Origin of the sequence: Streptomyces sp. Qhu_M48 (assembly GCF_051305195.1) — a bacterium.
Classification (GTDB): Bacteria; Actinomycetota; Actinomycetes; order Streptomycetales; family Streptomycetaceae; genus Streptomyces.
This window is the reverse complement of record NZ_CP195432.1, coordinates 4,610,816-4,625,489: the sequence shown is the minus strand read 5'-3', so window position 1 is coordinate 4,625,489 and position 14,674 is coordinate 4,610,816. Positions and strand designations below refer to the sequence as shown.

Here is a 14,674-nt window from a genome sequence, read left to right as displayed (position 1 = left end):
GGCCTTGTCCCGGTGTCCGGCCACTCTTCTCCGCCGGCGCCCCCGTCACCCCCTGAGCGCCATGCTCCGGCGGATCCGTTCACGGCTCCGTCCGGTCCGGGCGTGACGGCGCGAGGCCTCCTGCCGCAGCCAGCACACGATCCGCGCACCCGACAGCAGGAGCACCCATGAGCGTTCGCGACGTCCCCGACGCCCCCGCGACCGGCACCGACCTCCCCAAGAACCCCGACCTCCCCGACAGCCCGGACGCGGACGCCTTCGCCGCGGAGTGGGAGGAATGGCACCGGGGCAAGGACGCCCGTCTCGCCTCCGAGCACGGCTTCCTCGCCATCACCAGTCTGAACTGGCTCACCGACGAGCCGCAGCGCTTCCCCGACGTCCCCGGGTCCTGGACGACCGGACCCGACGGCGTCACCGTCGAGCTCGACGAGGGAACGGAACTCGTCGTCGACGGCACCGCGGTCCGGGGGCGGTACGCCTTCGGGGACATCCCCGAGCGCGGCGGAGTCGACGCCGTCTGGGGGGACACCGTGATCGAGGTCGCCAAGCGCGGCGGCCACCTCGTGGTCCGGCCCCGGCACCCCGACCACCCGCTGCGCGTCGACTTCGCCGGAACGCCCGCGTACGCGCCCGATCCGCGCTGGGTGGTCCCCGGCCGGTACGTGCCCTTCGAGGAGCCGCGCCCGACGACCGTCGGCGCCTCCGTCGAGGGCCTGCGGCACGTCTACGACGCCCCGGGCCGGATCGAGTTCCGGCTCGACGGCCGCGACCTGAGCCTCACCGTGTTCAACGGCCACGCGCCCGGCAGCTTCACGGTGCTGTTCACCGACGCGACCTCGGGCGTCACCACGTACGCGGCCAACCGCAACCTCTCGGTCGCCGTGCCCGGACCCGACGGCGCGGTGGTGCTCGACTTCAACCGCGCCACCAACCTGCCCTGCGCGTACACCGACTTCGCGACCTGCCCGCTGCCGCCGGCCGAGAACCGGCTCCCCCTCGCGGTCGAGGCCGGGGAGAAGATCCCCCACGAGCGTGAGCCCGTCACCACGTGACGGACCCGGCCCGCACGCACGGGCCGGGACCAGGGGCCCCGGCCGGCCGGTGGGCGGCCGGCCGGGGCGCCGGGATCAGGCGAGGTCGAACCGGTCGAGGTTCATCACCTTGTCCCACGCCGCCACGAAGTCCCGCACGAACTTCGCTCCCGCGTCCCGGGAGGCGTAGACCTCCGAGAGGGCACGGAGCTGGGAGTGCGAACCGAAGACGAGATCCACGGCGGTGGCCGTCCACCGGACCTCGCCCGTGGCGCGGTCCCGGCCCTCGTACACGTGCTCGCCCTCCGTCGCCGTCCTCCACTCCGTGCCCATGTCGAGCAGGTTCACGAAGAAGTCGGTCGTCAGGCTCTCCGGGCGGTCCGTGAAGACGCCGTGCCGGGACCCCTTGAAGCCGGTGCCGAGGGCCCGCATCCCGCCGATCAGGACGGTCATCTCGGGAGCCGTGAGCGTCAGCAGGTTGGCGCGGTCCAGGAGAAGGGTCTCCGGCGAGAGCTTCTCCCCGGCCGGAAGGTAGCTGCGGAAACCGTCCGCGCGGGGTTCGAGCACGGCGAACGTCTCCACGTCGGTCTGCTCCTGCGAGGCGTCCGTGCGCCCCGGCGAGAAGGGGACGGTGATGTCGTGCCCGGCGTTCCTCGCGGCCTGCTCGACGGCCGCGCAGCCACCCAGGACGATCAGGTCGGCGAGCGAGATCCGCACCCCGCCGCCCCGGGAGTCGTCGAACTCCCGCCGGATCCGGTCGAGGGCCTCCACCGTCCCGGCCACCTCGGGACAGGCGTTGACCTCCCAGTCCTTCTGCGGGGCGAGCCGGATCCGGGCCCCGTTGGCCCCGCCGCGCTTGTCGGTGCCCCGGAAGCTCGCCGCCGCCGCCCACGCGGTGGTGACCAGCTGGGAGACGGAGAGACCCGAGGCGAGGATCCTGCCCTTGAGGTCCGCGACGTCCGCGGCCCCGACCAGCTCGTGATCGACCGCGGGGACGGGGTCCTGCCAGAGCTGCGGCTCGGGGATCCACGGGCCGAGGTAGCGCGACACGGGTCCCATGTCGCGGTGCAGCAGCTTGTACCAGGCCCTGGCGAAGGCGTCGGCGAGCTTCTCCGGGTTCTCGTGGAAGCTCTTCGCGATCGGCCCGTACACCGGGTCCAGCTTCAGCGCGAGGTCCGTCGTCAGCATGATCGGGGCGTGCCGCTTCGACGGGTCGTGGGCGTCCGGAACCGTGTCCCGGGCCGAGGCGTCCGTGGGGGTCCACTGCTGAGCCCCGGCCGGGCTGGTGGTCAGCTCCCAGTCGTACCGGAACAGGTTGTCCAGGAACCCGTTGTCCCACCGCGTCGGCGCGGAGGTCCACGCGCCCTCCAGACCGCTGGTGAGGGCGTCGGCGCCCTTGCCGCTGCCGCACGAGTTACGCCAGCCGAGCGCCTGCTGCTCGATGGGGGCGGCCTCGGGCTCCGGACCGACGCACGAGGGATCGACCGCGCCGTGGCACTTGCCGAAGGTGTGGCCGCCGATGATGAGCGCGGCCGTCTCCTCGTCGTTCATCGCCATGCGCCCGAACGTCTCACGAATGTCGCGGGCCGCGGCGATCGGGTCCGGATTCCCGTTGGGGCCTTCGGGATTGACGTAGATCAGGCCCATCTGCACGGCGCCGAAAGGACCGGTGAGATCCCGGTCGCCGCTGTATCGCTCGTCCCCGAGCCAGGTGTCCTCGGGTCCCCAGAAAACCTGCTCCGGCTCCCAGATGTCCTCGCGTCCGAATCCGAATCCGAACGTCTTGAACCCCATGGATTCCATGGCGCAGTTACCGGCGAAAACCAGAAGATCGGCCCAGGAGATCTTCTGTCCGTACTTCTGCTTCACGGGCCAGAGCAGACGGCGCGCCTTGTCGAGACTCGCGTTGTCCGGCCAGCTGTTGAGGGGGGCGAAACGCTGGGCGCCGGAGCCGCCGCCGCCCCGGCCGTCCTCGATGCGGTACGTCCCCGCAGCGTGCCAGCTCATCCGGATGAAGAGCGGACCGTAGTGGCCGTAGTCCGCGGGCCACCACTCCTGCGACGCCGTCATCACCTCGAAGACGTCCCGCTTCAGCGCCTCGACGTCGAGGGTCGCGAACTCCGCCGCGTAGTCGAAGTCCGCGTCCAGGGGATCGGCCTGCGGCGAATTCTGGTGGAGGACCTGGAGGTCCAGCTGATTCGGCCACCAGTCCTCGTTCGTCCTGGGGCGGGTCGACGTGGGTTCCGGGGCGGGGATTGCCGGGTTCTCGCTGTCGCTGGCGGACACGTCCGTCCTTCTTCCTGTCGCGGTGTTTCCTCTGCCGGCCGCCTGCTCGTGACGCGTCTGCTCTTCTTTTGTCGAGGATTCGGCTGTCGAGCGCGGCGACTTCGCGTCCGTATGGTCGCGCACCGCGGACCGCACCGCGGAGAGAACACGCAGGGCGTCGAAGGACATCGAGGAATCGGAAAAGCGGAAAGCCCCGGGGAGGGGGAGGAAATCCGAACGCGTCCGCCCGGGCCGCGACGCCCGGGCGGATCACACCACCGTCAGAGCCCGGCCACCTTCGAGCTCGCCGACAGCTCGTACACGAGGGTGACCGTGCGCCGCCCGCCGGGCGGGAGGGCGACGTCCCAGCGGACGATCCCCTCGGCGTCGACCGCGTGGGGGGCCGGGGAGCAGGCCTCCTCGCGGAGGCGTACCTCCACCGCCGAGACCTCGGAGACCGGGATCCGCTCCCGGAGGACGACCACCCGGTCGCCTTGCTCACCGGGCGCGGAGAACCGGGACACGTGCAGCCGGACGGTGCGGGTGACCACCGTCCGCTGCGTGATCCCGGTGGTGTCGCGTGACTCCTCGGTCTCCCGGACGACCCGGTGGTCGTCGCGGCTGCCGAACGCCAGCTCGACCGGGGCGCCCGGAGTGGTGAACTCCAGCGTGCCGCGACCGCTGAAGCCGCTGCCGCGGATCAGGTCCACGGGCCCGGCGAGCAGCGCGTGGCCCGACCGGTTGTCGAACCGCACCACCTGGGTGACCAGCGGGGACACCTCGGGCGAGGAGGCGTACTCGCTGCTCGCCGCCGCGGTGAACACGGAGAGCGGCACCCGGTGGGCGCGGCCGTCCGAGGGCACGGAGACCGGAGCGGGGGAGTGCAGCACCCGCGCCTCGCCGCCGTCGTCCACCCCCGGCAGACCGAGCACCGGAGCGGGGCCGAGGTCCCCGATCTCCTCCTCGCGCAGCTCGACGTCGACCGTGCGGCGTTCCGCCGCCGTCCGGTCCTTGAGCGTCAGCCGGTCCTCGCCCAGCGACGCCGGTTCGGTGGCCAGCGCCGACCGGGCCGTCGACAGCGTCAGCCGCACGCCGGACCAGTCCTCGCCGGTGCGCTGCCAGACCGTCGCCTCCGTCTCCAGCGTCACGGAGTTCTCCGGTCTCCCGGAGTTCCCCGGTGTCACGGAGTCCCCGTCGAGCAGGGCCCGGTAGGCGGGGCGCCACAGCGCGCACGGCACGAGGTGGGACAGTCGCAGCGTGACCGGCCCGGCGACCGCGGCCTCCACGGTCAGCTCGATGTGGCCGAGCAGCTCGGCGGGTTCCTCCTCGGCGAGGTCCATGGCCCGCTGGACGTCCGCGAGTTCGGTGCCGAGAGCGGTCGTCCGGGCCTCCACCGCACGAAGCCGCTCGCCGAACGTGTCGCGTTCGGCGTCCACCCGGTCCAGCTCGACGGACCAGCGCGGCCCCTCGGACTCCCCGTGCCCGACGCCCTCGCCGATCTCCCGCAGCAGATCGGCGGCGAGACGGCCGAGCAGGTCGAGACGGGCGCGCAGCCGGTCGCGCCGCAGCTCCAGATCGAGCCGCTCCGCCTCCAGGGCGTGAGCCCGGTGGCGCAGGGCGGAGTCGTCGTCGGACGGCCGGGGCCCGCGCGGCACCCAGTCGCGGACGATCCGTACGTCGAGCACGGTGGCCGGGTGATCGGCCGCCAGCTCGGCGTGCAACGTGCGGTCGACGGCCAGCGCGCTGACCGGGCCGAGGCGCAGCTTCTGGACCCCGGCCGCCAGGTCGAGGGTGAGGGCCCGCTCGACGTGGGCGCGGTCCTCCAGGCAGGTGACGGCGGTGACGGGAGCGGCCGTGACCGGGGCGGGCGGGACGGGCGTCGCCGCTCCCGGACCTGCGGCCGCGGGGACGGCGATCTTCTTCGAGGCCGTGGACATGGGGTCTCTCAGCTCCTGCGGTTGCCGCCGACCAGGGCTTTGCCGGCCGGGATGCGGATCTCGTAGCTTCCGTCGAGGGCGGCGGTGCCACCGGCGGGAAGGTCCACCCGCCAGACGCGGGTGCCCGGCGCGTGCCGCTCGGGCCCGGCGCCGTTCTCCAGGGCCGTCCAGTCGGCTCGCTCCTCGATGCGGATGTCCGGATCGGAGGTGACCGGCACCCGCTCGCGGACCTCGACGGTGGCGGGCCGGGCCAGCCCGTTGGCCAGTTCCACGTGGACCTGGTGGTCGAGCACGCCGATGTTGTTGCGCAGACCCGCCGTCGACTCGCGCAGGTTCGTGCGGCGGGTGACACGGATCCCCTCGGCGGGGCCGAGCCCCACCCGGCGTACCCCACCGGGGGCGAGCGTGGGCAACGCGGCCGTCAACAGGAAGTCGTCGTCGACGGTGACCTCGACCGGACCGGCCAGGAGGGCCTGGTCGGTGGCGTTGGAGAGCACGAGCGTCGCGTACACGGTCTGCTCCACGGACGGCACGCAGAGGTACTCGGTGCGCAGACCGACCGGGATCTCCGTGACGGTGACGGTGTGCCAGGTGCCGTCGGAGGGGACGTCGGCGCGGGCGGCGGCGTCGAAGCGGTGGTCGAAGGAGCCCGCCGACTCCCGGGGCCGTACGGCGTGCCCGGGCAGCGGCAGCGCGGCCACCGCCTCGGCGCGGCGGCGGTACTCGCCCGTCACCCCGTCGAAGGACGTCGCGGGGAACAGCCGTCCCCTGCGACCGCCCGGCTCGTCGGGACCGGACAGGACCAGCGCGGCGTAGTCGAGTTCGGCGCCGCTGGGCCGCGGAGGGCCGGGCGGAGGCGGAGGCGGCGGGGGCGGCATGGCGGCGCCGGGAGGCGCGGGAGCGGCGGGGGCCATGGCCGCGGGGGCCGGCGGGCCCGCGAGCGCCCCGCCGGCGGGGCGCGGCCCGGCGCGCCGGGCCCGGGCCTGCCGCTCGGCCTCGGGCGACCCGCCGCCCGCGAACCCCGGAGCCGCGCCGTACCCGCCGCTCGGTGCCGGGAACCCTCCCGGCGGGGCGCCGAAGCCCTGCGGCGCCGGTGGCGGCGGAGGGCCCCCGTAGCTCTGCGCCGGCGGTGCGACGGGGGTGTACGCGGAGCCTCCCGCGACGGGCCCGGGCACCGCCAGGGGGGCGCCGCCGACCACCGTGACCTCGGCCGACGCGGGCCGGGGGCCCGCTGCCGCGTACCCGGTGAACAGGTCGGCGAGCCCGGCGGGAGGCTCCCGCCAGCCGGACGGGGCGGGCGCGGCCTGACGGCGTCCGATCCGGATGGAGCGGAGCTTCGGCAGGTCGGTGCGGCGCCGGAGGTCGGCGGTGGCCAGGGCGATGCGTACCCCGGTCCAGTCCTCGCCGGTGCGCTGGGCGACCGAGGCGCGCAGCACCAGACGGCCGGTGCCGTCGCCCTGCCGGTGGGTGAGGCGGTAGGTCGGCACCCAGACGGCGCCCGGCACCCCGTACTCCAGCTCCAGTTCCACCGCCGTGCCGTCCGGCCCGGCGTCCGCCGCGCTCGTGCCCGTGAGCGTCAGGACCGCGCAGACCGTGGTCTCCACGTGCGCGGACGGAGTGTCGGTGGAGGCGCGGGCGAGCCGGTCGGCCGCGACGGTGAGCGCGTGGCCGGCCTGGAGCAGCGTCTCCTCCAGCTCGGCGAGGCGGGCGTGGAGCCCGGACAGTCGCTCGTCGACGAAGTCGGCGAGTTCCAGCCAGGCGTCGACCGGGGTGCGGCGGTGTTGCGGGTCGTCGCGCTTGCGGGGCGGTGGCACCGGCTGCAGGCCGGTGATCTCGGCGATCAGCCCCAGCTGCCGGTCCCGGCGGCCCGCCGCTGCCCCGTACGCCTCGCGCAGCCGCTCGACCTCGCGCCGCAGCTCATCGGGCGTGCCGGTGTCGGTGTCGGTGGCGAACGGTTCGGCCTCGACCTCCACCCGGGCCTCGGTGACCCGCACCCCGGAGGCGCCCAGGACACGGGCGCGCAGCGAGCCGGGGTCCAGCGTGCGGGGCAGTCCCGTCACCCGCACCCGGCCGTCCGGCGGCACGGTGCCCCGGGCCAGGCGGCGGCAGAGCGCGCCCTGCGCGTACACCACGACCGAATCGAGGGTGGATTCCCACCTCTGTGCCGTGACCGTCCGTGCCGTCACCGTCATGTGCCCCGCCCCCCAGTGCCGTGTCCGTGCCGGGGCGAAGCCTACGCCCGGGGCGGGCCGGGGAGACCCGCCGGTGCCCGCCGTCGCCCCCGCGCGAGCGGATCCGGGCCGCTTCGGTGGTTGGGCCGCCCCGGGAGTGGGACGCTAAGGGTGGGAGTCCGTGCCGACGAGATCGGGAGGGACCATGGGACGCGACGTCCCGGCGCTGGAGTTCACCCGTGACGACCGTCGCCGGTTCCGGAACAAGACGCACGCCTGCCTCGACGTGTTCGCGCGGATGCTGCGCGAGTCGCGCTTCGACTTCGAGCGGCCGCAGGTCGGTCTGGAGATCGAACTGAACGTCGTGGACGCCGCGGGCGAGCCGGCCATGCGCGGCACCGACGTCCTGGAGGCGATCGCGGATCCCGCCTGGGCGACCGAGCTGGGCCGGTTCAACCTGGAGATCAACGTCGAGCCCCGGCGGCTCCACACGGGCGGCGGCCCCGATTCCTGGGAGCAGGAGATCCGCGACGCGCTCAACCACGCCGAGGAGAAGGCGGCGGCGATCGGCGCGCACCTGGTGATGATCGGGATCCTGCCGACGCTGGAGGTGAAGGACGCGGGCCCCTCGTCGCTGTCCGGGGATCCCCGCTACCACCTGCTGAACGAGCAGATCTTCGCGGCCCGCGGCGAGGACCTGCTGATCTCGGTGGACGGGGTGGAGAAACTGCGGACCCGGGCGGAGACGATCACGCCGGAGGCGGCCTGCACCAGCACCCAGTTCCACCTCCAGGTCTCGCCGGACGAGTTCGCGGACCACTGGAACGCCGCGCAGGCGATCGCGGGCGTGCAGGTGGCCCTCGCGGCGAACTCGCCCTTCCTGTTCTCCAAGGAACTGTGGCGCGAGACGCGCATCCCGCTCTTCGAGCAGGCCACCGACACCCGGCCCGACGAGCTCAAGGTGCAGGGAGTACGGCCCCGGGTGTGGTTCGGCGAGCGGTGGATCACCTCCGTCTTCGACCTCTTCGAGGAGAACGCGCGGTACTTCCCGGCGCTCCTGCCCCTGTGCGACGACGAGGACCCCGAGGAGACGCTCGACGGCGGCGGGACCCCGGGACTGTCCGAACTCACCCTGCACAACGGGACGGTCTACCGCTGGAACCGCCCCGTCTACGCCGTCGTCGACGGCGTCCCCCACCTGCGGGTGGAGAACCGGGTGCTGCCCGCCGGTCCCACGGTGGCCGACGTGCTGTCGAACGGCGCCTTCTACTACGGCCTCGTCCGCGGCCTGGTCGAGGAGGACCGGCCCGTCTGGTCGCGGATGTCCTTCTCGGCCGCCGAGGACAACCTGCACGCCGCCGCGCGGCACGGCATCGACGCGCACGTGTACTGGCCCGGGATGGGCGAGGTGCCGGTGACCGAACTGGTCCTGCGGCGCCTGCTGCCGCTGGCGGACCGCGGCCTCGAACGGATGGGCCTGGACGCGGCCCGGCGGGAACCGCTGCTCGGCGTGATCGAGCAGCGCTGTGTCAGCGGGCGCAACGGCGCGACGTGGCAGTCGGAGATGTTCCACCACATCCACGACATCGACCACGCGGGCCGGCACGAGGCGCTGCGGCGGATGACGCAGCAGTACGTCGAGTACATGCACATGAACGCTCCGGCGCACACCTGGCCGGTCGACTGACGCTCCGACACCGCCTGCGCCGGCGGGGCCGGTGAGGAGTACGGAGGGCCGGGCCGGGGCAGGTCGTGATCATGACAGGCATGCCTCCTTCCGCGGACCTCGACGCCACCCACGGGCCCGTCTCCCCGCCACCGCCCCCCACCCGGCGGCCGTTACGGCAGCTCCTCGCGGCCTCCGTCGGCAACGCCGTCGAGTGGTACGACTGGTACGCGTACACCTTCCTCGCCGCCTACATCGCGCACCAGATCTTCCCCCCGGGGTCCGGGAACTCCCTCGTCCCGCTCCTCTCGACGTTCGCCGTCTTCGCCGTCGGCTTCTTCATGCGTCCCGTCGGCGGCCTCCTCATGGGCGCGCTCGCGGACCGGCGCGGCCGACGGACCGCCCTCACCGTCACCATCCTGCTCATGGGCGGCAGCAGCCTCCTGCTCGGTCTGACCCCGACGTACGCCTCCGCCGGCATCCTCGCCCCGATCGTCCTCGTCGTCGCCCGGCTCCTCCAAGGTCTCTCGGTGGGAGGGGAGTTCGCCGCCTCGACCACGTTCCTCGTCGAGTCGGCCGGCCCCGGCAGGCGTGGCCTGTTCTCCTCGTTCCAGTACGTCTCCACCTCCGCCGGACAGCTCGCCGCCTCCGGCGTCGCCGCCCTGCTCATCGGTGTCCTCGGCGAGGACCGGATGAACGGCTGGGGCTGGCGGATCCCGTTCCTCATCGGCGCGGTCCTCAGCCTCGCCGGCTTCTGGATCCGCCGGGGCGCCGAGGAGACCCGGAGCGCGGAGCAGAGCGAGGCGCCCCGGCCGGGGCTCTTCGACGCGCTGCGCGACCACCCCCGCGCCTCGCTGCTCATCGCGGGCATCACGGCCGGCGGAACCCTCGCGTACTACACGTGGACCTCCTACCTGCCGACGTACGCGGTGCTCAACACCGGTATCGACAAGGCGGACGCGCTGCTCGCCGGCACCCTGTCCCTGGGGTTCTTCGCCCTCCTCCAGCCCCTCGGCGGGCTGCTCTCCGACCGGTTCGGCCGCAAACCGTCCCTGCTCTTCTTCGGCCTCGGCTTCGCGGCCCTCGGGGTGCCCCTGCTGCGCGCGATCGACGGCTCGTTCCTCTCCCTCCTCCTGGTGCAGTGCGCGGGCATGGTGCTGCTCACGGGGTTCACCTCGATCTCGGCCGCGGTCAACGCCGAACTGTTCCCGGCGCGGGTGCGGGCGGCCGGGATCGGCTTCCCGTACTCGCTGACCGTCGCCGTCTTCGGCGGCACGGCGCCGTACGTCGGCACGCTCTTCAAGGAGCTGGACCGGCCCGGTCTCTTCCCCTGGTACGTGGCCGCCCTGTGCCTCGTGTCCTCGGCGGTCTACCTCCGCCTGCCGGAGACCGCCCACAAGCGACTTGACCGCTGACCCGGCGACTCGGGGGCGCGGCCGCTCCCGGGGAGAGAATGACCGGCGGGGCGGACTCCCGCCGACGGAAGGCCCGTGAGGCCGACGAGCCCGAAGGAGCGCACGTGGAAGACCGGACGCACCGGGAACGGGCGGAGCCAGTCCGTTTCCGGGTGAACAGGGCCGGAGCGTGAGCCCCCGACCGGCGCTGCCGTCCTGGGCGACCTGGTGGCAGCGGCCGTTCCCCGACGCCAACACCCTCCTGCTCCACGGGCGGCGGCCGGCTCTCGTCGACAGCGGATTCGTCGGCCACGCCGCCGAGACCGCCGCCTGGGCCCACGCGCACGCGGGCGACATCGATCTGGTGGTGAACACCCACTGGCACTCCGACCACGTCGGCGGCAACGCCGCCCTCCAGGCCGGGGGCGCCGCCGTCGCCGCCGGAGTCCCGGAGGCCGAGGCGATCGCGCGGAGGGACCCGGGGTGCTGCGCGGCGGAGTACCTGGACCAGCCGGTCGCGCCGTACACGGTCGACGTCCCGCTCGCCGACGGGCAGACGCTGCGGCTGGGCGACGCCGACTGGGAGGTGGTGAGCACGCCCGGGCACACGCCGGGCCACCTGGCCCTGTGGCAGCCGGAGGAGCGGCTCCTCGTGGTGGGGGACGCGCTGTCGGCCTACGACGTCGGCTGGGTGAACCTCGCCCTGGACGGCCCCGACGCGGCGGCCACCGCCCTTGCCTCCCTCCGGCGGATGGCCGACCTCGCCCCGCGCGTGGTCCTTCCCTCGCACGGCGAGATCCCCGCCGACGCGGGCCAGGTCCTCGCCGACGCCCTGCGCAGGGCCCAGCGGCTCGTCGACGACCCGGACGGGGCGGTCTGGTACGGCGCCCGCCGGATCCTCGCCTTCGCCCTGATGATCCGTGAGGGGATCCCGGCCGGCGAGGTGGAGCCGTATCTGCACCGCCGGGCGTGGCTGAACGACGCCGCACGGCTGCTGGACCGTGCGCCCGAGGACCTCGCCGCCGAACTGGTGAAGACCATGCTCGGCAGCGGCGCCGTCGTCCTGCGCGGAGGACGGCTGCACGCCGCGGCGGACCACGCCCCTGTGACGGCGGCGTCGTTGCGCGTGCCCTACCCGCGCGCGTGGCCGCCGCCGGTTCCCCGCCGGGCCGGGAGCGCGAGAGGGCCGGCGGCCCCCGAGGGGACCGCCGGCCCGTGAGTCCGCGCGGTGGTGCGTGGGGATCGATGGAGGCCACCGACTCCGTGGATCCCGCTGGTTCCTGTACCCGTGGTGCTAGAAGACGCTCACGCCGTAGGCGCTGAGGGCCTCGGTCACCGGCTGGAAGAACGTGGTGCCGCCGGAGGAGCAGTTGCCGCTGCCGCCGGAGGTGAGGCCGAGCGCGGTGGTGCCGGAGAAGAGCGCGCCGCCGCTGTCGCCCGGCTCGGCGCAGACGTTGGTCTGGATCAGACCGGAGACGATCTGGCCGCTGCCGTAGTTGACGGTCGCGTTGAGCCCGGTGACCGTGCCTCCGCGCAGCCCGGTGGTGCTGCCGCTGCGCTGCACCGACTGGCCCACGGAGGGGTTGCCGGCGGAGGTGATGTCACGGTAGGTGCCGTTGTAGAGGTAGACCCGCCCGTCGGCCGCCGAGGCGTTGGAGTGGCGGATGATGCCGTAGTCGTTGGTCGGGAAGCTGCTGCCGGCCCTGGTGCCGAGCACGGTGGTGTTGGCCGAGTTGGTGTACCAGGTGCTGCCGATGTTGGTGCAGTGGCCGGCCGTCAGGGCGTAGTAGGTCGAGCCGCTGCGGACGTTGAAGCCGAGCGAGCAGCGCCCGCCGCCGGTGTAGATGGCCTCGCCGCCCGCGATGAGCTTGTTGAACGTGCCGGGCGTGCGCTTGATCTCCAGGGCGGAGGCGCGGTCGCCGGCCGCCTTCTTGATCGTGGCGATCTCGGCGGCGGAGACGGTGGAGTCGACGGTGAGGACGACCTTCCCCGTCGCCTGGTCGGTGTACCAGGCGGTGCCGGGTATGTCGGCTCCGCGCACGGCCGCGTCGGCGGCGGCGAGTTGGGCGGCGCCGGCTCGACCGGTGTCGGCGGTGGCCGCGGACGAGGCGGGGACGGCAAGCGCTGAGGCGGCGAGCAGCGCGGAGGCCACGGCGATCAGCCGTGCGCCCTTGGCGGCGCCGCCGAAGGGGGACAGACGCTTGAGGTTCACTTGATCCTCCGGTGGGGGAGTGGGGGGAATCGCTGGGTGGGCGATCCCTCGGCGCGGAGCGGACGGGTCCGGACGAGTGGGTGATCGACATGGACCTGTCAAATCCGACAGGGGGAATCCTCGAATCCGGGCCCACTCCGCGGCAAGGACGCCTTTCGGCCGATCTACGCGCGTTCCGCCGGCCGTGGCCGTGGCGGGTTCCGGGTGGGCCCGGCGGGGTGCCCCTGGCGGGCGGGGCGGCGCGGGGTCGTGCAAACGCTTACGGCAAATTACCGATGCCTTTTCAGGACGCTCTGGCGACAGGGGGCGCGGTGCCTCGGGTGCGGCGGAGGAAGCGGAAGGGGCTGTCCCGTTTCACCAGTTCAACCGCCGGAGCGGTCCGCCGTCGCCTTGATCCGGTGTCCCCGCCCGTGACGCGGTCCCGGCCCGGCGGACGGGGGCACCGGCCCGGTCGGCGGAGCGGTAGCGGGCGCACAGAACCGACCGCGTCCTCAGGCCGGGCCGGGCCGGTCGGACGTGCCTGCTGGGGCGGAGGGAGGGGCGACCGCCGGTCCCGTGGCGCGGGGGCGGACGCCCCTCAATGCCTCGATCCTTCCCTTCCGTCCCGGCCGACCGGGTGTCCGGATCTCGTCAGAGAGCCCCGTAGACCGCGTCGATCAGCGCCATTTTCCGGGGGTCGTCCGCGATGTTCGGGCCCATTCGGTTCATCACGTATCCCAGCGAGACCCCCGACTCCGGGTCCGCGAGACCGCAGGAGCCGCCGAAGCCGTCGTGGCCGACCGCTCGCGGATTGGGGCCGTAGGACCCGTGGGGGCCGCTGAGCCAGAGGCCGAGGGCGCACTCCGTCTCGTGGCCGTGGCCCGCGCCCAGGACCAGGTCCCGGCAGGCCCCCTGACCCTCGCGGGCCCGTTCCGCGGCCGACTCGGAGAGGACCCGGTGCCCGCCGGACCGGCCCCGCCCGGCGAAGACGCCGTACAGCTGGGCGACCGCCCGGGCCGTCCCGTGGCCGTTGGCCGCCGGCAGCTCGGCGGCACGCCACTCCGGGCTGTTGGCCTGGGCGGCGCCGACCGGCGGGTTGGCCAGGGCGGCCAGCGCCACCGGCTCCCACTGGGCGAAGGCCGCCTCCTGTCCACCCGCCTGCGGCGGGCGGGGGTGCACCAGCTCGGCCGCCCGGTCCGCCTCCTTCTCCGGGAGGCCGATCGTGAAGTCGATGCCGAGCGGCCCGGTGATCTCGTCGTGGAGGAAGGCGCCGGGCAGCCGTCCGGTGATCCGCCGGATCACCTCGCCGACGAGGAAGCCGTACGTCATGGCGTGGTAGCCGGAGCGGGTGCCCGGCTCCCACCACGGCTCCGTCGCCGCGAGCCGGGCCGTCGTCACCTCCCAGTCGTAGAACTCCGCCAGCGGGAGCGGCTCGCGCAGCCCGGCCAGCCCCGCGCGATGGGAGAGGAGGTGGCGTACGGGGAGGGCCTCCTTCCCTCCGGCGCCGAACTCGGGCCAGTAGGAGGCGACCGGCGCGTCCAGGTCCAGCAGGCCGCGGTCCGCGAGGAGGTGGGCGCAGAGCGCGGTCACTCCCTTGGTCGTGGACCAGACGTTGACGACGGTGTCGCGCTCCCAGCGGCGCGTGCGGGCGGCGTCGGCCCAGCCGCCCCAGAGGTCGACCACGGTCTCGCCGTGGACCTGGACCGTCACCGCGGCCCCGAGCTCCTCCCTCGTACGGAAGTTGGCCTCGAAGGCGTCACGGACGGCGGCGAAGCGCGGGTCGCAGTGGCCTTCGAGGGCGGGGGCGGGTGAACGGTCCGGTTCTGGTTCGGGCATGGCGTCCTCCAGGGGTGCTCGACGGTCGCGAGCAACATACCGACTGGTCGGACCGGCGGAAAGGGAGTGCACACCGGCCACACGGGAGCCGACGGCGTTCACCCGGCCGGTCCCGCCGCCTTGCCGCGCCGGCGGACGGCGGGTTGCGTGGAGCGAGGAGTGGCGCCGAAGGGCCGGAGCCGC

9 protein-coding genes are annotated in these 14,674 nt (G+C 74.0%); 4 read left to right on the top strand and 5 right to left on the bottom strand.

The genetic code is table 11. The features are described from left to right. The first annotated feature begins 167 nt into the window (after positions 1-167). Positions 168-1,052 (top strand): DUF1684 domain-containing protein, encoded by an 885-nt coding sequence (locus ACRRSS_RS21015; protein WP_435972663.1) that lies wholly within the window; start codon positions 168-170, stop codon positions 1,050-1,052. 75 nt (positions 1,053-1,127) lie between these two features. Here ACRRSS_RS21015 and katG read toward each other — a convergent pair whose 3' ends face one another. From katG to ACRRSS_RS21000, 3 genes are all read right to left on the bottom strand, one after another. Next, positions 1,128-3,317 carry a catalase/peroxidase HPI gene (gene katG / locus ACRRSS_RS21010; RefSeq protein WP_435972662.1) on the bottom strand — a complete coding sequence of 730 codons (2,190 nt, stop codon included), beginning with the start codon at positions 3,315-3,317 and terminating at the stop codon, positions 1,128-1,130. Positions 3,318-3,577: 260 nt separating this feature from the next. Further along, positions 3,578-5,233 (bottom strand): DUF4139 domain-containing protein, encoded by a 1,656-nt coding sequence (locus ACRRSS_RS21005; protein WP_435972661.1) that lies wholly within the window; start codon positions 5,231-5,233, stop codon positions 3,578-3,580. Positions 5,234-5,241: 8 nt separating this feature from the next. Next, positions 5,242-7,425 carry a DUF4139 domain-containing protein gene (locus ACRRSS_RS21000; protein ID WP_435972660.1) on the bottom strand — a complete coding sequence of 728 codons (2,184 nt, stop codon included), beginning with the start codon at positions 7,423-7,425 and terminating at the stop codon, positions 5,242-5,244. A gap of 184 nt (positions 7,426-7,609) precedes the next feature. Between ACRRSS_RS21000 and ACRRSS_RS20995 the strand changes: the two genes are divergently transcribed. From ACRRSS_RS20995 to ACRRSS_RS20985, 3 genes are all read left to right on the top strand, one after another. Beyond that, the gene (locus ACRRSS_RS20995; RefSeq protein WP_435972659.1) at positions 7,610-9,091 is read left to right on the top strand and encodes a glutamate--cysteine ligase; all 1,482 of its coding nucleotides are present in this window, start codon (positions 7,610-7,612) and stop codon (positions 9,089-9,091) included. 71 nt (positions 9,092-9,162) lie between these two features. Further along, on the top strand, positions 9,163-10,485 hold the full coding sequence (locus tag ACRRSS_RS20990) for an MFS transporter (protein WP_435972658.1): 1,323 nt from the start codon (positions 9,163-9,165) through the stop codon (positions 10,483-10,485). Between the two features lie 169 nt (positions 10,486-10,654). Next, the gene (locus ACRRSS_RS20985; RefSeq protein ID WP_435972657.1) at positions 10,655-11,683 is read left to right on the top strand and encodes an MBL fold metallo-hydrolase; all 1,029 of its coding nucleotides are present in this window, start codon (positions 10,655-10,657) and stop codon (positions 11,681-11,683) included. A gap of 75 nt (positions 11,684-11,758) precedes the next feature. Here ACRRSS_RS20985 and ACRRSS_RS20980 read toward each other — a convergent pair whose 3' ends face one another. Together ACRRSS_RS20980 and ACRRSS_RS20975 are read right to left on the bottom strand one after the other, a co-directional pair. Further along, positions 11,759-12,676: a S1 family peptidase gene (locus tag ACRRSS_RS20980; RefSeq protein WP_435972656.1), complete on the bottom strand. Its 918-nt coding sequence runs from the start codon at positions 12,674-12,676 to the stop codon at positions 11,759-11,761. Positions 12,677-13,306: 630 nt separating this feature from the next. Then, positions 13,307-14,491, bottom strand: coding sequence for a serine hydrolase domain-containing protein (locus tag ACRRSS_RS20975; protein ID WP_435972655.1), 1,185 nt, complete (start codon positions 14,489-14,491; stop codon positions 13,307-13,309). Positions 14,492-14,674: the final 183 nt, after the last annotated feature.